The sequence below is a fragment of the Cellvibrio sp. pealriver genome (genome assembly GCF_001183545.1).
Classification (GTDB): Bacteria; Pseudomonadota; Gammaproteobacteria; order Pseudomonadales; family Cellvibrionaceae; genus Cellvibrio.
This window is the reverse complement of the sequence record NZ_KQ236688.1, coordinates 1,534,862-1,558,235: the sequence shown is the minus strand read 5'-3', so window position 1 is coordinate 1,558,235 and position 23,374 is coordinate 1,534,862. Positions and strand designations below refer to the sequence as shown.

General features: G+C 48.2%; 19 protein-coding genes. 14 read left to right on the top strand and 5 right to left on the bottom strand.

Annotation, left to right across the window (positions count from 1 at the left end; all coding sequences use genetic code 11):
* The first annotated feature begins 87 nt into the window (after positions 1–87).
* Complete coding sequence (gene rapA, locus VC28_RS06570) at positions 88–3,036, top strand: RNA polymerase-associated protein RapA (RefSeq protein ID WP_049629943.1); 2,949 nt, start codon at positions 88–90, stop codon at positions 3,034–3,036.
* A gap of 15 nt (positions 3,037–3,051) precedes the next feature.
* Positions 3,052–3,333 carry a hypothetical protein gene (locus VC28_RS06565; RefSeq protein ID WP_049629942.1) on the top strand — a complete coding sequence of 94 codons (282 nt, stop codon included), beginning with the start codon at positions 3,052–3,054 and terminating at the stop codon, positions 3,331–3,333.
* Between the two features lie 87 nt (positions 3,334–3,420).
* On the opposite strand, the gene VC28_RS06560 is transcribed toward VC28_RS06565, so the two are convergent.
* Positions 3,421–5,850 (bottom strand): TonB-dependent receptor, encoded by a 2,430-nt coding sequence (locus tag VC28_RS06560; RefSeq protein WP_049629941.1) that lies wholly within the window; start codon positions 5,848–5,850, stop codon positions 3,421–3,423.
* A gap of 321 nt (positions 5,851–6,171) precedes the next feature.
* On the opposite strand from VC28_RS06560, the gene VC28_RS06555 reads away from it, so the two are divergent.
* Both VC28_RS06555 and VC28_RS06550 read left to right on the top strand, forming a co-directional pair.
* Positions 6,172–7,080 carry a LytTR family DNA-binding domain-containing protein gene (locus VC28_RS06555; RefSeq protein WP_156184295.1) on the top strand — a complete coding sequence of 303 codons (909 nt, stop codon included), beginning with the start codon at positions 6,172–6,174 and terminating at the stop codon, positions 7,078–7,080.
* A 105-nt stretch (positions 7,081–7,185) separates the two neighbouring features.
* The gene (locus VC28_RS06550; RefSeq protein ID WP_049629939.1) at positions 7,186–7,959 is read left to right on the top strand and encodes a hypothetical protein; all 774 of its coding nucleotides are present in this window, start codon (positions 7,186–7,188) and stop codon (positions 7,957–7,959) included.
* A gap of 87 nt (positions 7,960–8,046) precedes the next feature.
* Here VC28_RS06550 and VC28_RS06545 read toward each other — a convergent pair whose 3' ends face one another.
* The gene (locus tag VC28_RS06545; protein ID WP_049629938.1) at positions 8,047–9,876 is read right to left on the bottom strand and encodes a DEAD/DEAH box helicase; all 1,830 of its coding nucleotides are present in this window, start codon (positions 9,874–9,876) and stop codon (positions 8,047–8,049) included.
* A gap of 571 nt (positions 9,877–10,447) precedes the next feature.
* Between VC28_RS06545 and VC28_RS06540 the strand changes: the two genes are divergently transcribed.
* Genes VC28_RS06540 through VC28_RS06530 form a run of 3 tightly spaced genes read left to right on the top strand, consistent with a single transcriptional unit; the run spans position 10,448 to position 12,497 of the window.
* Positions 10,448–11,305, top strand: coding sequence for a hypothetical protein (locus VC28_RS06540; RefSeq protein WP_049629937.1), 858 nt, complete (start codon positions 10,448–10,450; stop codon positions 11,303–11,305).
* A gap of 22 nt (positions 11,306–11,327) precedes the next feature.
* Positions 11,328–11,747, top strand: coding sequence for an HIT family protein (locus tag VC28_RS06535; protein ID WP_049629936.1), 420 nt, complete (start codon positions 11,328–11,330; stop codon positions 11,745–11,747).
* A gap of 42 nt (positions 11,748–11,789) precedes the next feature.
* The gene (locus VC28_RS06530; RefSeq protein ID WP_049632220.1) at positions 11,790–12,497 is read left to right on the top strand and encodes a hypothetical protein; all 708 of its coding nucleotides are present in this window, start codon (positions 11,790–11,792) and stop codon (positions 12,495–12,497) included.
* A 32-nt stretch (positions 12,498–12,529) separates the two neighbouring features.
* Here the strand turns inward: VC28_RS06530 and VC28_RS06525 are convergent, their stop codons facing one another.
* The gene (locus tag VC28_RS06525; RefSeq protein WP_049629935.1) at positions 12,530–13,102 is read right to left on the bottom strand and encodes a TMEM165/GDT1 family protein; all 573 of its coding nucleotides are present in this window, start codon (positions 13,100–13,102) and stop codon (positions 12,530–12,532) included.
* A gap of 471 nt (positions 13,103–13,573) precedes the next feature.
* Here VC28_RS06525 and VC28_RS06520 point away from each other — a divergent pair, with 471 nt between their 5' ends.
* On the top strand, positions 13,574–14,968 hold the full coding sequence (locus VC28_RS06520) for a sensor histidine kinase (protein ID WP_082191436.1): 1,395 nt from the start codon (positions 13,574–13,576) through the stop codon (positions 14,966–14,968).
* Positions 14,969–15,014: 46 nt separating this feature from the next.
* Complete coding sequence (locus VC28_RS06515; protein ID WP_049629934.1) at positions 15,015–16,574, top strand: sigma-54-dependent transcriptional regulator; 1,560 nt, start codon at positions 15,015–15,017, stop codon at positions 16,572–16,574.
* Between the two features lie 117 nt (positions 16,575–16,691).
* Here VC28_RS06515 and VC28_RS06510 read toward each other — a convergent pair whose 3' ends face one another.
* Together VC28_RS06510 and VC28_RS06505 are read right to left on the bottom strand one after the other, a co-directional pair.
* Positions 16,692–17,294, bottom strand: a complete 603-nt coding sequence (locus VC28_RS06510) for a phosphorylase family protein (RefSeq protein ID WP_049629933.1) — start codon at positions 17,292–17,294, stop codon at positions 16,692–16,694.
* An 85-nt stretch (positions 17,295–17,379) separates the two neighbouring features.
* The gene (locus tag VC28_RS06505) at positions 17,380–17,580 is read right to left on the bottom strand and encodes a hypothetical protein (RefSeq protein ID WP_049629932.1); all 201 of its coding nucleotides are present in this window, start codon (positions 17,578–17,580) and stop codon (positions 17,380–17,382) included.
* 241 nt (positions 17,581–17,821) lie between these two features.
* Here VC28_RS06505 and fliE point away from each other — a divergent pair, with 241 nt between their 5' ends.
* From fliE to fliI, 5 genes are all read left to right on the top strand, one after another.
* On the top strand, positions 17,822–18,199 hold the full coding sequence (gene fliE, locus VC28_RS06500) for a flagellar hook-basal body complex protein FliE (RefSeq protein WP_049629931.1): 378 nt from the start codon (positions 17,822–17,824) through the stop codon (positions 18,197–18,199).
* A gap of 93 nt (positions 18,200–18,292) precedes the next feature.
* Positions 18,293–19,996 carry a flagellar basal-body MS-ring/collar protein FliF gene (gene fliF / locus VC28_RS06495; protein ID WP_049629930.1) on the top strand — a complete coding sequence of 568 codons (1,704 nt, stop codon included), beginning with the start codon at positions 18,293–18,295 and terminating at the stop codon, positions 19,994–19,996.
* On the top strand, positions 19,989–21,023 hold the full coding sequence (gene fliG, locus VC28_RS06490; protein ID WP_049629929.1) for a flagellar motor switch protein FliG: 1,035 nt from the start codon (positions 19,989–19,991) through the stop codon (positions 21,021–21,023). The genes fliF and fliG overlap by 8 nt, the downstream gene beginning before the upstream one ends.
* 47 nt (positions 21,024–21,070) lie before the next feature.
* The gene (locus tag VC28_RS06485) at positions 21,071–21,979 is read left to right on the top strand and encodes a flagellar assembly protein FliH (protein ID WP_049629928.1); all 909 of its coding nucleotides are present in this window, start codon (positions 21,071–21,073) and stop codon (positions 21,977–21,979) included.
* A gap of 2 nt (positions 21,980–21,981) precedes the next feature.
* A complete protein-coding gene (fliI, locus tag VC28_RS06480) occupies positions 21,982–23,367 on the top strand; it encodes a flagellar protein export ATPase FliI (RefSeq protein WP_049629927.1) in 1,386 nt (461 codons plus the stop codon).
* Positions 23,368–23,374: the final 7 nt, after the last annotated feature.

Genomic DNA, 23,374 nt, shown 5'->3' with positions numbered 1-23,374 from the left:
GGCCTCTAAAACAGTATCATGCGCGCCTTTTTAACATTTTGAATTTTCCTTGAGCAATGCTCGTGTATTCGATAAGCAGGTATTTGAGTGAGTAAGTCGCAGTCAACAGGTGGGTTTGTTATCGGTCAGCGTTGGATCAGTGAATCTGAAGCGGATTTGGGGTTGGGAATTGTTCTGGATGTGTCTAACCGTCGCTTGACGTTAAGTTTTCCCGCGGCGGGCGAGCGGCGCACCTATGCAATGGATAATGCACCTGTCAGCCGCGTGAAATATGAAGTGGGTGAAAAAGTACGTCATCAGGACGGCACAAAAATAACCATCACCCGGATCGTCGAACAAGCGGGATGTTTGATGTATGTGGGCCTCACCAAAGACGATACAGAACTGGCCATCCCCGAGTTTGAACTCGACAGCTTTGTACAATTCAGCACGCCGCGCGACCGTTTATTTGCGGGGCAAATCGATAGACACGAACATTTCACGCTGCGCTACCAAACACTGCATTATCAAAACCTGCATCGCCAATCATCGATTTTTGGATTGGCGGGGCCGCGCGTGCAATTGCTTCCGCATCAGTTGTATATCGCAAGTGAAGTATCACAACGCCACGCACCACGGGTATTGCTCGCCGATGAAGTGGGCTTGGGTAAAACCATCGAGGCAGGGTTGGTGTTGCACCAACAGTTGATGAGTGGCCGTGTAAAGCGTGCGCTTGTGGTAGTGCCCGCAAGTTTGCAATACCAATGGCTGGTTGAAATGCTGCGCCGTTTTAATTTGGCATTTACTCTGCTGGATGAAGCGCGTTGTAATGCATTGGTCGGTTTGGATAGTGTTGAAGAATCGGTCGATTACATCGATGATTTTGAAGATGATATTGAAAAAGCAGCTGACACCAGCAATCCATTTGAAACCGCACAATTAATTATTTGTTCACTCGATTTTCTCACCAAAAATAATTATCGCTACGAGCAAGCAGTGCAAGCGGAGTGGGATTTATTGTTGGTAGATGAAGCCCACCATTTGCAATGGTCAGAAAAAAAACCGAGCAAAGCTTATACCTGCATAGAAGGCCTGGCGAAAAAAGCCAAAGGTTTATTGCTGCTGACCGCAACACCGGAACAACTCGGGCTGGAAAGTCATTTTGCGCGTTTGCGTTTGCTCGACCCGGATCGTTATTACGATCTGGAAAAATTTATTCATGAACAAAAAGCCTATCAACCATTAAATGATTTGGTGCAGCAATTGTTACAGCAAGGGCAAGAGCAGGCTGCTGACATTCCGGCTTCCATCACAAACGCATTAGCGGATTATTTACCGCCAGAAACCTTGAGTGAATTACAAGGTGTTGCAACAAGCCAGAGCTTGTCTGCTGCATTGAATACTGCAGTCAGTTATTTGCTGGATCGCCACGGCACAGGCCGCGTGTTGTTCCGCAATACGCGCAATTCAGTTGCCGGTTTTCCCGAGCGTAAACTGCATCCACATGTATTGACTCTGGAGCAAGACGATGTTGCGGCGCTGCAAGCGCAACCATTGGCCGCGCAAATTTGCGCGGAGCAATACTGGCAACAAAAAACCGATAGCGATTGGTGGGTGCAAGATCCTCGCGTAACCTGGCTTGTTGAATGGTTGCGTCAACATCGTCGTAAAAAAACCGTCGTGATTTGCGCAAGCGCCGATACCGCACAAACACTTGAAGAATATTTGCGCTTGCGTAAAGGATTCACAACCGCCGTATTCCATGAAGGATTGAGCCTGATTGAACGCGACCGCGCTGCTGCTTACTTTGCCGAAGCGGAAGATGGTGCCCAGGTGTTGGTATGTTCTGAAATTGGCAGCGAAGGGCGCAACTTCCAATTCGCGCAAGATTTGGTGTTGTTTGACTTACCCACTAATCCGGATTTGCTGGAGCAGCGTATCGGCCGTTTGGATCGCATCGGCCAAACGGCCACCGTGAATGTACATGTGCCTTACTACCAGCATTCTGCGCAAGAAAAATTACTGGATTGGTATCACCAAGGGCTTAATGCCTTTGAAAAAACCTGTGCGATTGGGCAGGCCGTTTATGTGCAGTTTGCCGAACGTTTATTACCTGCATTGGTGAGTAATGATGAGCCCGCATTTGCAGCGCTCACCGCCGAAACCCGCACATTTGCCAATAATTTGGTTGAACAATTGCAGCAGGGGCGTGACCGTTTACTTGAGTTGAATTCATGCAAGCCCGCGCAGGCGCAAGCCTTGGTGGATGCACTGGCTGATAACGACATCAACACAGCGCTGCCCAATTATATGGAGCAGGTGTTTGACAGCTTTGGCATCGATTATGAAAAACACAGCGAAAAGAGTTTAGTGCTGCACCCGAGTGATCATATGCGCATCGCCGAGTTTCCCGGATTACCCGAGAGTGGCTTAACGATTACCTATGATCGCCAACAAGCGCTTTCGCGTGAAGACATGCAATTCCTGACTTGGGAACACCCCTTGGTTTATGGTGCGCAGGATTTAATTTCACTGAGTGAATTTGGCAACACAGCGTTTTGTACATTGAAGTTGCCACCTTTGAAACCGGGCACTTTGATGCTGGAAGCGCTTTTTGTGTTGCATTGCCCGGCACCGGCTGAGTTGCAGTTGTTCCGCTATATGCCACAATCGTTATTGCGTGTGCTGCTGGATGATAAAGGCAAAGATTTATCTAACGTGCTCGGCATTACCCAGTTGAGCAAGTTGTTGCAGAAAGTGCCGCGTAATAATGCGCAGGATCTGGTTCGCCATGCGCGCCCGACGCTGACAACAATGGTACAAAAAGCGGAAGAAATTACCGCCGCAAAACAAGCGGAATTAATTGCTGAAGCAACTGCAAAAGTGACGGAGCAATTAAACGGTGAACTGTCGCGTATGAAAGCGCTGAAAGCCGTAAACCCCAATGTGCGTCAGGAAGAAATTGATTATTTGCAACAGCGTTTGGCTGCAAGCCAGCACTTTTTGGGGCAAGCCAACATCCGCTTGGATGCATTACGTGTCGTAATGACCATCTAATTAAAGGAACAGACTATGTATATTTTTTCCGTTAATGGCCGCGCTAAAAAAGCGTTTGATGATATTAAAGAAGGCCAAATGGTGCCTTTTATTGTGTATATCAATTTCAAGGATTTATTTGGTGCAGAACATTTGTGCAAATTGTATTTGATGCGCGCCGGGTTTACTGAAATCGATATTGAAAACCGCAAGCTGGTGCCGAGTAACCTTACCAGTGATCCACGTGTTATCGCTGCAGATAAAGCGATGGCAGAAGCCTTGAAAGATGGCTATATGATCCAGATGTTTGATGAGTAACCCGATATTGTAGAAAAAGCAAACGCTATAAAATCCAGCGGCTGATGCGGAATGTTTTAATCAGCCGCTGGATAAATCTGTGTAATCTCACCACTCAAACATTAACCCAATAATAGGCAATGCTTCTCCCTCCTCAACCTCCTCGATTCCACTGCGTTCGTTAAAATCAGAATTGCCAGGGTTTTCCGAGCCGAGCACATTAATTACATCGACAAACGCAATTACATTGGTTTGGCCAAATGTGCGCAAATAGTCCGCACGAAAATTCAGCGAACTGTAACTGCCGTATCTGTCAGTATTAATGGCGATAGTCTCGCGTGAATAGCGTAGCGGTTGTCCATCACCCAATACATTACTGTGAATGATGTAAGCGTCGTTAGGCTTTCCAGATGCCCATTTCCATCGCGATGATAATTTCCACCGCTGGTTGATTTCCCATACGCCGCCGATGCTCACAATATGTGGGCGATTGAAATCGGCATCGTATTCTGTTGCGCTTGGGTAATCGCGCACGCGCGCATCGTTGTAGGAATAATTGATGCTCGCTGACCAGCCATTATCAAACAACCGTGTAATTCCCGTATCAACGCCATAAGATTTTCCTTCACCTGTGTTGTCCAGTGTTTGATTAACACTGTCTTCTTTTACCACAAGATTGTGCAAATCCTGATAGTAGGGTTCGATCAGCAATTCAATATTATTCTCCCAGCGATAGAGAAACCCTACACTGACTTGATCGATGATCTCGTTTTCCAGCTGGCTATTGTTTGCATCGCTCGCGCGGTCATTAAACCGAGGAGACTGAAAATAGCGTCCTGCGGTCGTTGTAATACGAAGGTTGTTGTTGACTAGCCAAGTGGCTCCTGCGCGGGGTGAGACCAGATTTTCATCGGAAAAATTATCGCGGTCATAGCGCGCACCTGCGCGGAAGCTCCAGTCACCGAGCGTGAATTCCTGATTGGCATAGAGGGCGTAATTGGTTTCCGTTTGCGTATAGCGGTTGTTAATTGCCTCTGGCGTGAGCACGACATATTTTTGCTCAGGATTTTCACGGTAATCATTTTGATCGTAAGTGTAGCGAATCCAGTCATCTGCCAAATTCAGGGAGAATGCCAAATCAACTTGGGTGATGCGCAGGCCACTCGATAAACGCCCGAATCTATTATTTGTTTCAATATCCGTTTGTAACCCGAGCTCTTTTTCTTCTGCTTCGGAACGAAGAATATTATTGCGCACTGGAGTAGTGTCGAGTGGGGGATCCATTCCTTCCAAATCGGCCTCAACCAAATCCGGATAGGCCTCGCCAGTGGTACTGCGCTCATCATAATTACGCATATAAATTTGGTTGGTGAGTTCACCATCACTTCCGATCAGACGAGTCCATGTCAGCGCAATAAGGCTGTTGTCAGCCTCACTATCCACCAGTTCCACATCTTCGTAATTACCTGGCTCATCCTCATCCGAGGCGAGTACGTTATCGAGTGTGCGTTGATATTCTTCCGGAGCGTAAATTACCAGAAAACTTAATTGATCCTTATCGCCAAGTTCACTGGTAGATTTAAAAATCACATCGGTAAGTTTAGGTGTGCCTATGTCATCCAGACCGATTGTTTCAAACAAGCGACCGAAGTCGTAATTTCGCGCGGAAAATAAAATAGAGGTTTGGTCGTGAAATCCGCTGGGCCCATCGTAACCAATTTCGATACCGGCAATATCCAGGCGTGCACGATAGGATGGCGTGTCAGGGTTACCCTCAGCGACATTCAGTTTTAACAGGGAGCCAGCACGCCCACCGTAGGCAGGGTTCCAGCCGCCAGGTTGAAATTCCGCAGTGGCAATAGTGTTCGGCGCAAATACTGAATAGCGCCCACCGCCTTCAATTTCTTCTTGCTCGCCAAAGCTATCGCTAAAGTGCACCACCTTATCGAACGGAATGCCGTCTACCAAAATCAAATTATCGCGCGGGCCATTACCGCGAACGGTAAAGCTGGAGAATTCACCATCGCCAAACAAGCCGGGCAATCCATCCAGCGAACGCAATACATCGCTGCCACTACCCGCGGCGCTATTTAATGCTTCCTGATCAATAAAGCTGGTTCCTGCGGCGTTGAGTGGATTGCCGGCCATAGTTTTGCCGACAACCAATAATTCTTCCACTCCGGTGCTAACGCCAGCCAGCTTGGTTTCTATTGGCGTTGTTTTACTGTCTAACACTCTTACACGTGGCAGGCGCACAGGTTGGTAATTCGGGTGATTGATCAGCAAGGTGTAAAGCCCGGCATCCAGTGCATCAACTTGCAGCAGACCCTGTGCGTTTGCCCGGGTTTCTGTTGTCGCACCGGCGCGCGATACTATGGTGACAGTCGCGTTGGGAATAGGGCGCTGCGTAGTAGCGTCGATCACCGTCAGGCGAATTTTTCCGGTGTCAGCGCAGGCGTTGGATACATAGCCTGCAAGCATCAGCGGCAAGAGTGCCCGGGTAAAGCTGTGTAATGGATTGATGGACTGGTGAAACATAATTGAAACAACTCCTTGAGTGCTCTCGCGATGCAAGTGGATGAGGAAATAGGTATTCGTCTGGACTATACGTAGCCACTCCGGTTTTATTTCACTGGCTTACATGAAATGTTGATATTTTTCATAACTCGCAGTGTTTTGATCCGTTAGCTCGATCAACATAACCTTGAGCAGCTTGCGTTGGAGTTGTTCGTGATCCAGGGAGTTGTGAGCAATTGGTGAATAAAAGTGACTCTTTGTACAAAAACCTGCATCGACTCAAAAAAATCACTGCACAATAAGTAGTAACTAAATAAGTAGTAACTAAATGAGTAGTAACTGGTGGGTATTAAGAAAATGTTGCTAAATGGAACGGTACTTGGCGCGGCACCTATTAGAACCAGTATGCTGCTGGTGGCAGTGTTGTTAAGTCTACTTTTTACTCTGGTTGAACCTCGGATATCAGCTGGCTTGGGTTTGTTTGCACGTTTCAGTTTTTGGGTATTGCATATCGGGATTGGTTTGCTTGCCATTTTATTGGCGAGTTATTGCTTACGTTTTTGGCGTTTGGCAAAACTACCTACGGTGGTTTCTTTGGGAATCACGGGCATCATAGGTTCTGTTATGGCGGCACCGTTTTATTGGGCAGTTGAATTGCTTTACCCTCCGGAGCTAATTGATGATGGGTTGGATATGTTTGCAGCCCAAGGGTGGTGGCAGGCAATCCTTGTTGAGTTTGTGAATGTGACGCCGATTATGTTGATAAGTTGGTATGCGGTAAATCTGCCGTATCTGCTAAATAAGCCTTCTTTATTAAACGAAACAGAGCCGGATATTCCGGATAACAGCGACAATGAATTTGAAAAAGAAGCACAAGAGCGTAAACAACGTTTGGAGCATTTCTATGAACGTCTGCCAGAGGTGCTCGGGCGGGACATAATCGCCATCTCTTCTGATTTACATTATCTCAACGTTTACACCACGCTTGGAAAAACCATGATTCTGGGAAGTTTGAAATATTATGCTGAGGCCTTGGCGGAGTGTGGAATGCAAGTGCATCGCGCCAATTGGGTTGCCAAAAAACATATTGTAAAAGTACATATCACCACAACGGATGCTTATTGTGTGATGACGAATGGATTAAAAGTGGCGATCAGCCGCAACAAGCGTAAAGAGGTAAAACAGTATTTCGGTCAATCAGTCTGTACCATTGCGGTGGCGGCTCCCGTCTCTTTGCATAGGGTGAAATGAAACGGGAGTAAAGCGCACGAACTTTTAACCTACTTGTTGGTCTAGAGAACAGTTTTTATCACTGGTTTTCTTTTTTCGCGCTTTGCGCTTAATGGCACTACAAGTATGTTAGCTATCAACCCTGATGAAAGGGACGTTGATCTTTCCCATTTGTCCGCTCAGGTTGCGTATGCGATTTCACCGGAAGCATCGCAAGCAACAAAAAAATCGCTGCGTTATTTGGTGCTGGGTCTTATTGTGTCTTGCACAATCCATACAGTGATGTTGTTGGTGAATTGGAGGCAGGGTGTTGTAGCGCCTAAAAAGTCTGAGTCAACAACATTATCGATTCAGCTTCAAACGTTGCCCACACCAGAACCTGTCGCAGAGGAGGTGGCACCGGCTCCAATAGCGGAGATAACTCCAACCCAACAAGTATCGCCCACAAGCCCTCCTCCGGAAGACTCTATCCAGCAGCCTGAAATACCAGAAACGCAAGCATCAGAAACAAAAGCATCAGAAACAAAAGCAATAGGCCTTAAGCCGCTCACTGCAGAAGAGCTGCGCGATATTATCCAAAGCAATAACAGCGCTCACCAAACGACACCAACGGGTGGTATCGCAACGAATGTGTTTCATCCCGGATTGCGGCAACGTCTGCAAGAGGAAGAGCGCAAGCCTGAATTGCAGCGGGCAGATGCAGGGCCGAAAACTCACACAGATCCATCCGGTGCAACTATCGTCGATTTGGGGGGAGGTAAGTGTTTGCGCTCATCTGTGCCCAAATTAGGTCAAGTGCAAAATTGGTATATGACATCCTGCGGTGGAACATCTGAATCCGAGCAAATAATGGAGCGTGTTAATAACGCAGTGAATGGAAAATTACGTTTTGAAGAATAAAAAAATCGCCCTGACATTTTCATGCAAGGGCGACAAGGGAGTTTAAGTTGCCAGGTTATTGGCCTGACAACTTAACAAGAAACGGTTTTAATCAAATTTCTTTGGGCGATAGCCGGATTTTTTACTGGCGTTGTCGCGATCGTTAAAGCGTGGCTTATCACGGCCACCACCTTCTCTTGGGCCAAAGTCACGCTTGGATTTTCCACGAGGGAAATCATCGCCGCCGCGCGGGCCGGTATCCAATGAAATTTCCAATGGACGGTTGCGCACGCGTACTTTTTTCAGCTTTGCCAATACGTCTTTTGAAATGCCAGCAGGCAAATCAACAGTCGAGAATTCATCGTGTAATTTGATGTGACCGATGTAACGGCTTTCAATTCCCGCTTCGTTAGCAATTGCACCCACAATGTCACCCGGGCGAGCTTCATGGTTGCGACCGACTTCAATGCGGTAGCGATCCATATTTTCATCGCCACGATCACGGCGTGGGCGATCTTCACGTGAACCACGATCACGGCCGCCGTCACGACCACCACGATCATCGCGTCCGCCACGATCATCACGATCACGGCGTTCACTGCGCTCGGGTTTTACATCGGTAAACTTCACTTGCAACGGGCGTTCACGCTGCAGCAAATACGCTAAAGCAGATGCAATTTCTTCTGGGGAAACGTCATTTTTGTGGCTGTATTCTGCGAGCAAATCATTGAAGAACGATAAATCGGATTGCTCTTTCAAGGTATCGGTAATTTGCTGGGTAAATTGATCGATACGATGTTTAGTAACCGTTGCACCGCTTGGTAATTCCATCAAAGTGATGGGCTTTTTGGTTGCCTTTTCGATGGTATAAAGCAAACGTTTTTCACGTGGGGCAACAAACAAAATTGCTTTACCACTGCGGCCAGCTCGGCCGGTACGGCCAATACGGTGAACATAAGCTTCGCTATCGTAAGGGATGTCGTAGTTCACCACATGGCTCACGCGTTCAACGTCGATACCGCGCGCAGCAACATCCGTTGCAATCACAATATCCAACTTGCCGGTTTTTAAACGATCAATCGCGCGCTCACGCAATTGTTGGTTCATGTCGCCGTTCAATGCCGATGCTGAGTAACCGCGTGCTTCCAATTTTTCAGCAAGCTCAACCGTAGCGGTTTTGGTACGCACGAAAATAATCATGCCGTCGAAGGGTTCAACTTCCAAAATACGGGTCAATGCATCGAGTTTATTGGTGCCACTGACCATCCAGTAAACTTGCTCGATGTTGTCGCCAGTCGATTGGGTGCTGGCAATTTTAATTTCTTTGGCGTTGCGCAAATAGTTGTCACACACTTTGCGAATTTCGCGCGGCATAGTTGCTGAGAACAGTGCAGTTTGGCGAGTTGCCGGTGTGTGTTCCAGGATCCATTCAACGTCATCGATAAAGCCCATGCGCAGCATTTCGTCAGCTTCATCGAGTACCAGACTTTTCAGATTGTTCAGGTTCAAACTACCGCGACGCAGGTGATCCATCACACGGCCAGGTGTGCCTACTACAACGTGCACACCACGTTTTAATTGGCGCAATTGACTGGTCATGTCTTGTCCGCCATAAATTGGCAGCACGTGGAAGCCAGGCATTTCAGAGGCGTATTTTTGGAACGCTTCCGCCACCTGAATGGCCAACTCACGTGTTGGCGCAAGGACCAGAATTTGTGGGTCGTTTTGGCTCAGATCCAGTTTGGAGAGCAAAGGCAGCGCGAAGGCTGCAGTTTTACCGGTACCGGTTTGCGCCATACCCAGAATATCGCCACCTTCGAGTAAAACCGGAATAGCGGCTGCCTGAATGGGTGAGGGCACTTCATAACCAACGGATTGAATGGCTTTTAAAACGGGCGCGGAAAGGGATAAATCGGTAAACATAATAGGGTCAGACATGTATTAACCTGTGCAATAAACATAAAAAAAACCGACACAACACTCAGCGTACACAATGCAAGGCAATGCCCGATGCGATGGGTACCCAAGAAGTAGATGTGATGGTTTTTATTCGTTTTTTAATGGGTGTTTGCGAAAAGCATTACCTGAGGTCAGATAATAGTGAATGTGCAAACACATAAAGTGGGGGCGATGATCGGATCGCTGAGCGTATGGCGTACATACAAAGTTTCGGCTGCGTGTGAAATTAGCTTGAAAAAGCCAGGGCACGAATGCAGTCGTAAAGGGCGATTTAATCAACGGAATCCCGTGTTATCTGCCGGGCAGATGCTGTTGCAACCAGCGAACTCCAGTCCGCGTAAACAAGTTGCATATCAGTCACCCCAAGGCAAGACATTCACGATCAAGAGAGGGGGCTACTGAAAGAGCGCGAAGTATAGGCGTTTGTGACTTTTAAGGCCAGATAAATTTTGATGTGTGTCGCAAATGCTGGCAGACAGAATCCTGCCTATAGGCCTATGCCTTATCACTCACGCTGGTTAAACTCTCTGTTCGATTGAAGGATTTCATCATGGCTGAACGACATATTTCCAGTAAGGCATTATCCACCACTGCGCTTGCGCGCTTGATTGGTAAAGAAAGCAAAGAGCTGTTTATCCTGCTAACCACGGGAGGTTGGATTGTGAAAGTGGATAACCACTGGCAACTGACCGAAAAAGGAAAATTTGAAGGCGGTATTTACGTCAACCATCCCAAATACGGTGAATACATCGCCTGGCCGGAATCCATCCAGCATCATCCTTTATTAAAATTGTTACCAGAAGCGCCGTTAAGTGCGACCAACCTTGCGCACAAATGGGATATTCCCGCGCGCTTGGTAAATTTGTTACTGGCCGAAAAAAATCTGATCAAAAAACATATTCGCGGCTGGTTGATAACGGCCAAAGGCAAGCATCTTGGCGGACAGCAGCAGGAAGCAGAGTCGGGCATTCCGTTTGTCACCTGGCCGGAAACCATTTTGGATGAGCCTGAGCTTATTGCATCGCTGTTACAAATTACTGGCGATGATGGTTTGGCTGGCCATGCAACACTGGATGGCCACCGTGTGAATAATAACGTGCAGCGCCGGATTGATAATTGGTTGTACCTGACACGTGTTATTCATGCGCGCGATTACATTCTACTATGGGATCTTGATTCTGCAGTCGCCGATTTTTATGTGCCCGACGCCGAGCTTTGTATCGAGTGTTGGGCCGATGAACTCGGTCTGGAAAATAACCGTGCTGCGGTGATTAGCGGTGAGTTGGAAAAAAACCTGCTCTACAAAAAGCACAAAGTTGCTTACGTCGAATTCCGCGATGAAAATATCCATCAAATTGATGAAATACTCGCGCGTGAATTATTGCGACGCGGCATTGCTGTGTATTAAACATTATTGTTAGGAGTGACCTATGGCCAGTGTATTTACCATGATTATGGAAGGGAAAATCCCCGGGAATTTTGTCTGGAAGGACGATAAGTCAGTTGCGATTTTAACGATTCAGCCTATTCGCCAAGGCCATGTATTGGTGATTCCGCGTGAAGAAGTTGATCAGTGGAGTGATTTACCACTCGAACTGGCTGCACATCTTATGCAAGTAAGTCACAACATTGCCAACGCGTTAAAAATTGCTTACCCATCCACTCGTGTGGGGTTGATGATTGCGGGCCTTGAAGTGCCGCACACCCACATTCATTTGGTGCCTATGGATTCAATGGATGATTTGAGTTTTGCGTTTGCCAAACCGGCCGATGGTGACGTGCTCAAACAAACCGCAGAAAAAATTCGCGGCGTTCTGGTAGAGCAAGGCTTTTCCGAAGCTGAACATTGATTAATGTTTTGCGCCCGTGCAGGCGGGCGTTTGGTTCCCACGATGAATTTATTGCTGCCTCCAAACCCGTCGCTTTTTTGGTTGTCGGTTTTTATCTCACTACCCATTTTATTGCTGGCAATTCGCTATGCACCCTGGCGGCATCTTTTAGCGAACCAACCCCGCCAACATGCTTTTTTCGGCAGTGTTCTTGCGCTTGCATTGTTGTGGTTATTGCAGGTGTCTGTACAAGATACCTTGGCGATTCATCCCTTACTGATGACGGTTATTGCCATGGTGTTTGGATGGAGCCTTGCAACCTTGATAGGCGCAGCGGCTTTGGTGGTGCTGGAAATTTACCAAATTCCTTTGCGCGCACTGAGTCTGGATTGGGATGTTTCTATCGCACAATTTGATTTAAGCACCTTGCCGGTTGATTTTTGTTTAAGCGTTGTAGTGCCGGTCGGCTGGGCGTGGTGCGTTTTGTGGTTGGTTGATCGCTGGAAATTTAAAAATCCGTTCACCTATTTTTGGGGTGTAGGATTTTTTGGCGCAATGTTGAGCTGTATTTGGTTGGGATTGGCAGCGCTTTTATTATTTTCAGTGAGCGACAGTTATTTACAGCTAGCAACAGTACAAGAGAATTTTATTTTGTTTGTGCTGATGACGTTCCCTGAAGGTTTCGTCAATGGGCTTATTGCGACGGTTATGACCGTTTTGTATCCCGATATGGTAAAAACCTATCGCGATGATTGGTATTTAAAAGACTGAACGTCATCATCGCGATAGCTAACTACGTGTCTCTAATTCATTCCCACCAAGGTGGCAACGCCCAACACGATAAACAAAACACAAGCCGCTTTGTGCGCAAGACCGAGCGGCAATTTATCCATTAGCCATTTGCCTGCGAAAATAACCGGCACGTTTGCCAGCAGCATGCCGAATGTCGTACCGGCAATAACAGCCAGTGTCATCCACATATCTGCGCTGAATTTCGCGGCCAAAATGACGGTGGCGATTTGCGTTTTATCGCCAATTTCTGCCAGAAAAAATAACACCAGTGTCGCTACAAAAGGGCCGTAGTTGGCAAAGCCGCCCATGTTGTCGTCTTCTTTATCCGGGATCAGCAGCCACAAACCTATGGCTATGAAACTTCCTCCTACCAGCCACTTGATCCATTCGGCAGGAATCACATCGGCAAGTACTGCGCCTAACCAGGCTGAGAGTGCGTGGTTGACCAGCGTCGCAACCAAAACACCCAAGCTAATAACATAGGGGCGGCCGTAGCGCGCTGCGAGGAAAAGTGCGAGCAATTGGGTTTTGTCACCGATCTCTGCGATAGCGACGGCGAAAGTAGAACTAAGGAAGGCTTCCATAAACATTACCAAGGCGGGATGAATAACATGAGATACAACCGCAGTCCCGCCGGGGCTACAGTGGTATCTCAGGTCTCATCAATCCGATGTGTGCAAAGTAATGCACGACAGAGGACGCTTTTGCCATGCCGTAAATGCGCTGGTTGTTGACCGGAACGCGGCAAGTTTGTTGACAAAAGCGCTCAGCACAGTGGATGCAGGCATCCGGATGCTGGAGCAGATTACTCCCCCGAGAAAGTACGGACATTATAGGGAGCCGTGATTCTGACGACAACCCAAAAAAAGCCAAGAGCCAAATGTTTGACCTTATGTGCCATCTTTTTTCATTAACCTATTGAATAATATATAAATATTTTTTTGGCATTGCGATTGCAAATACCCTTGTGTATCGGTCTTTTTCAGCGAATTGATGTGGTTTTATTGACGCTTTAATTTGTTGGCTAGGGGCTCAGTCACAACTTTGGGGTTTTTATGACGCAAGCGGCTTCCCATCTACTTGAGGTAATTGGCAACGCACCATCGGGCGATGCTACTGATGCATTGACCAAGCAGGTGCCGTCTACTAAAGCCTCAGCTTCAACGGTTACCAAAGTACGTTCCGGCTTATTGGCTGCACAAGCGGGCAGTGCGCTTGCACCTGTGGTTTTGGGTGCTCCGTCAGATAAAAACGGTATTGCCGAGAAAGGGCAAGATTTAAAAAGCGCATTTGAACTTTTTAACCAGATGTCTGAGCAGCTTGCGGATTCCTATCATCTGCTGGAAAACCGCGTTGCAGAGTTGAATGAAGAGCTGTCAACGCTCAGTGACCGTCGTTTGGTCGAGTTAGCGGAAAAAGAAAAGCTCGCCCATCGCTTGGAAAGCCTGCTGAATTTTTTACCCGGTGGCGTTGTAGTACTGGATTCTTCAGGGCGCGTTTCCGAGTCCAACCCTGCGGCGATTGAACTCTTGGGTGAACCCTTACAGGGTGAATTGTGGCGCGATGTGATCAAGCGTTGTTTTGCGCCGCGTCAGGACGATGGTCATGAAGTGTCATTACACGATGGCCGCCGCATAAGTATCCAAACCCGTAACCTGGGTGCGGATGGCCAAATCATTCTATTAACCGATCAAACCGAAACCCGTCGTTTGCAAAGCGAGTTAAGCCGTCACGAGCGCTTATCCGCGTTGGGCAAAATGATGGGCGCACTCGCACACCAAATCCGCACACCTCTGTCATCCGCCATGTTGTATGCCGGCCATTTATGCAGTGGCAAGTTGGATGATGAGCGTCGCCAGCAGTTTTCCGAAAAAATTCTTGGGCGTTTGAACAATATTGAGCGCCAGATTCAAGACATGCTGTTTTACGTCAAAGGCGAATTGGCGTTGAACGATGTGATCAGTGTGGCGCAATTGCAATCCGATCTTGCAGAAGCAATGGAAGTACCGTTGATGACCAGTGAATCCACCTGCGAGTGGGTTATTAATTGCCGTGAAGAGTTCATCCAATGCAACCGCGAGGCATTGATCGGCGCGTTATTAAATCTGGTCAATAACGCTATTCAAGCTGTAGAGCGCAAGGCGCAATTGCGAATTGAATTTAATCGTTTTCTGCACGCATTGAGCGATGCCAAATCAGCAAATGAAATCTCTGCAGAAGAGCAGCGGCTATGGATTCGCGTGTGCGACAAAGGGCCAGGGATGTCGGCGGAATTGTTGTCCAGTGTGGGGGATTTATTTGTCACCACGAAAGCGCAGGGTACAGGTTTGGGTTTAAGTGTGGTGAAGGCGGTCGCGCGTGCCCACCACGGAAAGTTTTTATTGCAATCAACACTCGGTAAAGGCACTTGCGCCAGTGTGTTGATGCCGTTTGCGAATTTTACGTCTTAATCATTTTTATATTTTAGTTCAGGTAAAAAACCTCAGGGGAACGATCATGGCTGTAGCATTGCAACAGGCTGACTTTGAACATGCAATCAAAGTGTTGGTGGTTGAAGATGACAACAACCTGCGTGAAGCATTAACCGATACGCTGCAATTGGCGGACTATGCGGTTATTGCCGTAAACAGTGGCGAAGAAGCGCTAAAACAATTGGCGCTATTCAGTGATATACGCATGATCGTTTCTGATGTGAATATGGGCGGAATGACAGGCCATGATTTACTGCGCAGCGTGAAGCAGGATTATCCACATATTCCAATGATGTTGATTACCGCCTATGCAAGCATTAGTGAATCGGTAGATGCGATGAAGCAGGGTGCTGTCGATTATCTGGTAAAACCTTTTGCGCCACAGACGTTGGTAGAAACGGTTGCACGGCATTTGGGTGTTGCGCAAATTTCTGGCGATGAACCCGTGGCAATAGCGCCATCAAGCCAGCAATTATTGAAACTGGCACAACGTGTTGCACAATCGGATTCGACCGTATTGGTTGTTGGTGAGTCTGGTACCGGTAAAGAAGTGCTGGCGCGCTATATTCATGATCATTCCAAACGCCGCAATCAACCCTTTATTGCCATTAATTGCGCGGCAATTCCTGAAAATATGTTGGAAGCGATGTTGTTCGGCCATGAAAAAGGTGCTTATACCGGCGCGCACACCAGCAGCCCCGGTAAATTTGAGCAAGCCAACGGCGGTACTTTATTGCTGGATGAAATTTCAGAAATGGATATTGGCCTGCAAGCAAAATTGTTGCGCGTATTACAAGAGCGTGAAGTTGAGCGTTTGGGCGGGCGTAAAACCATTAAGTTGGATGTGCGTGTAATTGCGACATCTAACCGCGACATGCGCAGTGAAGTGGTTGCGGGAAAATTCCGTGAAGACTTGTATTACCGTTTAAGTGTATTGCCTTTGCAGTGGGCACCGTTACGCGACCGTATGGAAGATATTATTCCGCTCGCGGAAAAACTGTTGCAAAAACATGCGCACAAACAAAATCGCCGTGGTGTTAGTTTGTCTCCATCAGCACAACAAATGCTGCTCGCATATCCATGGCCGGGCAATGTGCGTGAGTTGGACAACATTATGCAGCGCGCATTAATTTTACAGCCAGGTAAATCTATTCAGGCGGAAGATTTGGGGCTTGGTGTGGGCGGTGGTTATTCGCAAAGCCCGATCAGTTATAGCCAAAAACCGAATCTGTTGGAGGCGGCAAGTGTTGTGAGCCCGGTAGGTGCAGATGCACAGCAAGAGCAACCTTCATTTGCAGCTCAGGCGTTTGCAAATGCCAGTTTCCGTGCAAGCCAATTTTCTGTCGCGGGCGGTGTTAGCGATAATATTGCCTTGTTGAGCGGCCAATCAGTGCAACATCCATCGCTGAATAACCCTGCATTGGGTAACGACCTCAAACAGCGCGAGTACGAAATTATTATGAATACCCTGCGCAATGAGCGTGGTAGCCGTAAAAATACCGCCGAACGTTTAGGTATTAGTGCCCGCACCTTGCGTTATAAAATTGCGCGCTTGCGTGAAGAGGGTTACGAGATTACCGAGTAATAAATGTTGTAAATGTGTTGATCTAATCATGGGTGAATAATCGCTGGTTTACTTCCAGCGATTATCAATTATCTGTTTTGCTTGTATTAGTTCAGCATGAAATTAATGCAAACGCTCTCAATGAGAGTGCAATAAATAATTGACGAGGATATGAAGTTTTTGCGTCAGTGCCTGTATCGAGCCAGTGAAATCCCATTCTTCAGTTGTATTGATATCAACCATATTCGAAACAGCTCGCAGCTCTAAAAAGCGTTGTTGTTCAGCAAGGCACACCTGAAAAAATGCAGCGCCTTCCATATTTTCCAAATCAATATTGAGTGTATTTACAAACGGAGCCATGGCGGCATTCATGGAATTACTGGTTGCTGAAGGGATAAGGCTTTCCGGCAACAAATAAGGGCACTCCCAGTGTTTAGTGATGTGAAAATCCATATCCAGCGTTAAATCGGCCAAGTGGGTGAAACCTTGCGGCGTAAAAAAACCTAAATCCGCTTCATGCTCGCGCGTCACCAAAGCTACATCGCCCACTGCGAATGACGATTGCGGATAAACACCGGCAATACCCGCGAGTATTAACCAATCAGGGCGATGTTGGGTGATGATTTTGGTTGTGTGATAGGCGGTAGCGCTTAGCCCTACACCACAGAATTCAACCTGCGCGAGAGGATGCGAGAAAAACTGCGCTTCAGTTGCAGTGGGAAACAGTACGATAATTTTCATGCATAACTCACCCGTTGGATTTCACTAGCAAGTTTACTCATTTTCCAATGGTTAGCCCATTTGCAGAAGCATTTAGCTTGGACTTTTAGTGTAAATAATCAAACTCATATTCGCAGGTTTCGCGCGCGAGTTTTTTGGCTTCCTGCTTTTCTTCCAATTTGCGGCGGCATTCCATATTGCGGCGAATTTGTTGTTTCTTGCTTTTTGAAACGACGACATCGGCAATAAAGTTAGCCATCGCATTTTCAATAATTTCCAGTTCATCCAGCATGTTTTCGGTACTCATACACAAACCCCCGGTGCAGTAGTGGAAACTGCCGCAAGCATAAAAAAAGGGCGTGACAAAACAGTGAACAATTAGCGACAAACTGATTAAACCTTGAGCTCTGTTTGAGTGCTACGAAGGCAAGCCGTTGCCAAGCGGCAAAGATTGGCCTGCTTTGTGCAAAATCTCTCCCAGTAACGAATTTTGTGAGTGCAATGCCAAATTATTGTCGCCCACAGGTAAGCAAGTGAGGATTTTGATCATGACTGACCGTGTCGATATCAGCCGTTTGTTGGGCGATATGCGTGCCCTTAAAGCCCAAACACAAGTATTTCAGCGCCCGCAGGGGGTAGGTGATACGCCTGCTCCGGGGATGCGTAATCTTGGCGCTTTGCCGGTAGAAGGTACGGTGAAAACGCCAAGCTTCGGCGATTTAATGACGCAGGCGGTGAACAAAGTAAATGAAGTGCAAAAAGCATCCAGCTCAATGGCCGATGCTTACGAGCGCGGTGTTGCCGGTGTGGATATCACCGATGTGATGATCGCCTCGCAAAAAGCCTCAGTTTCGTTTCAGGCGATGGTGCAAGTGCGTAATAAATTAATTGATGCGTATCGTGATGTGATGAACATGCCGATTTAAATGGTCGGCACCTAATAGGTTTCAGGGTTTATCCGCTAACACATTGTTTACCACAATGTTGTTTATCAAAATAAAGTTCAAGGTGTTGTAATTATGGCTACCTCTGCCGCAACTGAATCAGAAAATGCACCAGCCAAACCAAAGCTGGGTGGCGATTTTTTAGAGGGTTTAAGCAGTCTCAACCTGTTACGCCAAATTGGTTTGATGCTCACCTTGGCTGCCAGTGTGGCCATTGGTTTTGCGATTGTGATGTGGATGCAAGGGGAAGATTACCGCCCCTTGTATGGCCGTATGGATAATCTTGACGCTGCCAATGTGGTGGATGTGCTTGAGCAAAACCAAATCAACTTCAAAGTAGACCAAAACAGCGGAGCAATTTTAGTCGCGAGTGAAGATGTTCATATGGCGCGGTTGAAGTTGGCGGAATTTGGTTTGCCATCCAGCCCAACCCAAGGCTTTGAGCTGATGGATAAAGAGCAGCCTTTGGGTACCAGCCAATTTGTAGAGGGCACGCGCTACCAACGCAGTATTGAAGGTGAACTTGCGCGCACCATCACCAGTATCACCAGCATTCGCAGTGCACGTGTGCATTTGGCAATTCCGAAAAAAACCGTATTTGTACGCGATGCAACTAATCCCACTGCATCTGTTTTTGTTGAGGTGTTTGCTGGCCGGAGTGTTGAGCCAGCGCAAGTAAAAGCGATTATGAATTTGGTTGCTTCATCTGTGCCGGGCATGAAAACGGCGGATGTCACCGTGGTTGACCAGCATGGCAATTTAATATCCGTTGGTGACGATAATGTCGATTTATTATTGGCTGCAAAACAGCACCAATATTCCAAAGAAGTTGAAAGCAGCGTAATCAAGCGCATTAACGGTATTTTGGAACCGGTTGTAGGCGGTGGTAAATTCCGTGCAGAGGTGAGTGCAGATATTGATTTCACCGCAATTGAGCAAGCAGCAGAAACTTTTAACCCGGATTTGCCCGCTATCCGCTCCGAACAAACACTGAATGAAACGCGCCGTGCAGGCGATGTTGCCGCTGGTATTCCCGGTGCGCTGACTAACCAACCGCCAGGTACTGCAGAGGCACCGGAACAAATTGATCCAGCGACAGGGCAGCCGGTAGCAGCGGCTGCGCCAACCAATAATCGCGAACAAGCAACGCGCAATTATGAGTTGGACCGCACGGTGAGTTACACCAAGCATCAACAAGGCACACTCAAACGTTTGACCGTTGCGGTCGTGGTTGATGACAAAGTAATCAAAAATGCCGATGGTACTGAGACGCTGGTGCCCTGGACTGAAAACGAATTGGAACGTTTGTCTATACTGGTGAGGGATGCAGTAGGTTTCAGCGCCGTACGTGGCGATAGTGTGAATGTATTGAACTCACCTTTTGCCAATCGCGTAGTTGATCCGGATGTCGGTGTTGAACTCCCTTGGTGGGAAGTGTGGGTAATGCCCAACATCAAATACATCGCCAGTGTTTTGGTTATTTTGTTGATTATATTTGGCTTGCTGCGCCCGATGTTCAAAAGCCTCTCCAAGCAGGGCGGCAAGTTGGCGGAAGAAGAAGAGGCTCGCCAATTGGCTGCGCTGGAAGCGGCAGGTGGAATGCACGGTTTGGAAAATATGTCCGATGAAACCGTGACGCTAACCGGTGGCCACGCGCTTATGCTGCCTGGGCCAGAACAAGGTTATGAAGAACAAATTAACGCTATTAAAGGCTTGATTGCCGATGATCCGGGCCGTGTTGCCCAGGTTGTTAAGAAGTGGATAAACCGCGATGACTGATGCAAATGATAAAGCGGCCGCCAAGCCGCCCGCACTGAAAATGCGTTACGTGGATCAGGCAGCGATTTTATTGATGTCGCTGGGTGAAGCGGATGCAGCGGAAATTCTCAAGCACATGGGGCCAAAAGAAGTGCAGCGCATTGGTGCTGCCATGACCCAATTACAAAACGTGCAGCAGTCAGAAGTGCAGGCCGTACTGGCCAATTTTTTGGATGAAGTACGCACGCTGACGGGCTTGGGCGTCGGTGCAGATAATTACATCCGCAAAATGTTGGTAACAGCATTAGGCGAAGACAAAGCCAACAGTTTGATTGACCGTATTTTGATTGGCGGCAACACCACTGGTTTGGATACGCTCAAGTGGATGGAGGCGCGTTCCGTTGCCGATATCATCCGCAACGAACACCCGCAGATTCAGGCGATTGTGATTGCGTATTTGGATTCTGACCAATCCGCCGAAATCCTGACGTATTTCCCCGAGAAGGTTCGCCTCGACATTATGATGCGTGTTGCATCGCTTGATACCGTTCAACCCAGCGCACTGCAAGAATTGAATGACATTCTGGAAAAACAATTCTCGGGCAATGCTGCATCGCAAACCAAAGCCATGGGCGGTTACAAAGTGGCGGCGGAAATTATGAACAATTTGGATGGTTCGATCGAAGCGGAATTGATGGAAGGCATCAAAGAAATCGACGAGGACATGGGCAACCAGATTCAGGATCTTATGTTCGTGTTCGAAAACCTCAAAGATGTGGACGACCGTGGAATCCAGGCGCTGTTGCGCGAAGTATCGTCCGATGTACTGGTGGTTGCACTCAAAGGTGCCGACGACGAGCTCAAAGAAAAAATCTTCAAAAATATGTCCAAACGTGCGGCGGAATTGCTGCGCGACGATCTGGAAACCAAACCGCCAATGCGCTTGGCCGATGTGGAAGCGGCGCAAAAAGAAATTCTTATCACGGCGCGCCGTATGGCCGATGCTGGCGAAATTATGTTGGGTGGCGGCGGCGACCAAATGGTGTAAACCATTTGGTCTGCGCCATAGCACTGCGTTAACGGGATCAATCACCCATGTCCGATAATCATTTGCAAAACCGTATCCCTGCGGAGGTCGCCGAAAGTGTGACCACTTGGGTGCTGCCTCCTATCACTGAGCACGGCAAAATTTTGTCGTCTGCTGAAAAAGAAGCGCGTGAACGGCGTGAACGTTTATTGCGTCGCGAAAAAGAAACCATCGAAGTTGTTGAAATCCCCGAACCGGAACAGCCTGCCCAATTGGGTATGACGGCTGAAGAAATGCAGGCAATTTTTGACGCAGCTGAAAAAGACGGTTTTGAGCAGGGCCATAAAGAAGGTTTTAACAAAGGCAATACAGAAGGTTATGAGGCAGGCCGTCAGCAGGGCTTGATGGAAATGCGTGCGCAATTGGTAGCAGAACAGCAGCGCTTCCAAAAATTGGCGCAAGCCTTATTGCAGCCACTGGCTGAACAAGATGACGATACCGAGCATTTATTATTGGATGTGATCTGCACGCTCACCCAAAGTGTTGTGCAGCGCGAATTACTTACCGACTCTTCGCATATTTTAGGTTTGGTCAAAAGTGCGGTCGATGCGCTGCCAATCGGCAGTAAAAATATCCGTGTCTGTTTGAATCCGGATGATCTGGCTGCAGTGGAAAACTATGCCGCCGAGCAGCAATTAAATTGGAGTTTTTTTGGCGATACTGAACTCCAACCAGGTGGTTGCCGTATAGAAACGCCAGAAAGCCGCGTCGATTTTTCGGTATCAACGCGCTTGCAAACGGTATTGGAGCAATTTCTTACCAAGCAATTAGCGAGTGCGGATGGCGATGAAGAAGATGCTTACTCCAGCGATGCTTCTCTACACCATGCTTCTCTACAAGATACTCATCTGGACGAAACGGATGACGACAAAGGGAACAAGCGTGAGCTGTCGTCCGGCGAACAGGATGGGCTTTAAGCATGACTGAACGCCAGTCAATCAACGCCCGTATCCGGAGCTATGCACCGCGCAAGTTAGCGGTCGTTGAGCCGCAAGCCGAGGGGCGCATTACCCGTTCAGTTGGGCTGACCTTGGAAGCGGTGGGCTTAAATGTATCGGTCGGCCGCCAATGCGAAATTATCAACAGTGACAACCGCCATATAGAGGCAGAGGTTGTGGGCTTTGCGGGCGATAAAGTGTTTTTAATGCCCGTCAAACGTGTTGAGGGTTTGCAACCCGGCGCGCGTGTTGTGCCTGTTGCAACCCAAATGGGGATGCGTGTTGGCCCGCATTTGCTGGGGCGTGTGGTGAATGGCATTGGCCAGCCTCTTGATGGCAAAGGTCCACTCATCGGTGATGAGTTTCTCGATTTTAACCCGCGTGAAATTAACCCGTTGCAACGTCACCCCATCAGCGAACCGCTGGATGTGGGGGTTCGCGCGATCAACGCGTTGATTACCGTCGGGCGAGGGCAGCGCCTTGGTTTGATGGCGGGCTCCGGTGTGGGTAAAAGTGTGTTGATGGGGATGATGACCCGTTTCACGACCGCCGATGTCGTCGTCGTGGGGTTAATTGGTGAGCGCGGCCGTGAAGTAAAAGAATTTATCGACCACATTCTGGGTGAAGAAGGCTTGCGCCGTGCAGTGGTAGTGGCATCGCCCGCCGATGATGCGCCCTTGATGCGTTTGCGCGCGTCGCAGTTGTCGAGCCGGATTGCCGAGTATTACCGCGATCAGGGTTTGAACGTTTTGTTGTTAATGGATTCGCTGACTCGCTATGCCCAGGCGCAACGTGAAATTGCTCTGGCAATTGGTGAGCCGCCTGCAACCAAAGGTTATCCGCCGTCGGTGTTTGCAAAAATCCCGCAGCTGGTGGAGCGCGCCGGTAATGCTGCGGAAGGTGAAGGTTCGATTACGGCGTTTTATACCGTATTGACGGAAGGCGATGATTTGCAAGACCCCATCGCCGATTCGGCGCGGGCCATTTTGGATGGCCATGTCGTGTTATCGCGCCGTTTGGCAGAAGAGGGGGTTTATCCTGCTATCGATGTGGAAGCGTCTATCAGCCGTGCGATGCAAAACATCGTAGACGATGAACATTTGAAGTTGATGCAGCGTTTCAAACAGCTGCTGGCGCGTTATCAGCAGAACCGGGATCTGATCGCGATTGGTGCATACACACCCGGCGCTGACCCGGATACGGATCTGGCGATTGAGCGTTTTCCGCAATTGCGCGCTTTTATCCAGCAGGGAATCAAGCAGGGGGTTCGTTTTCCTGAGTCGGTTGCCAATCTTAAAGCAGTGCTCAAACCACCGGCCAATACCAAGGCCAATAGTCCATTAGCGGCGCAACATCGGCAAAAATGACAGTGAG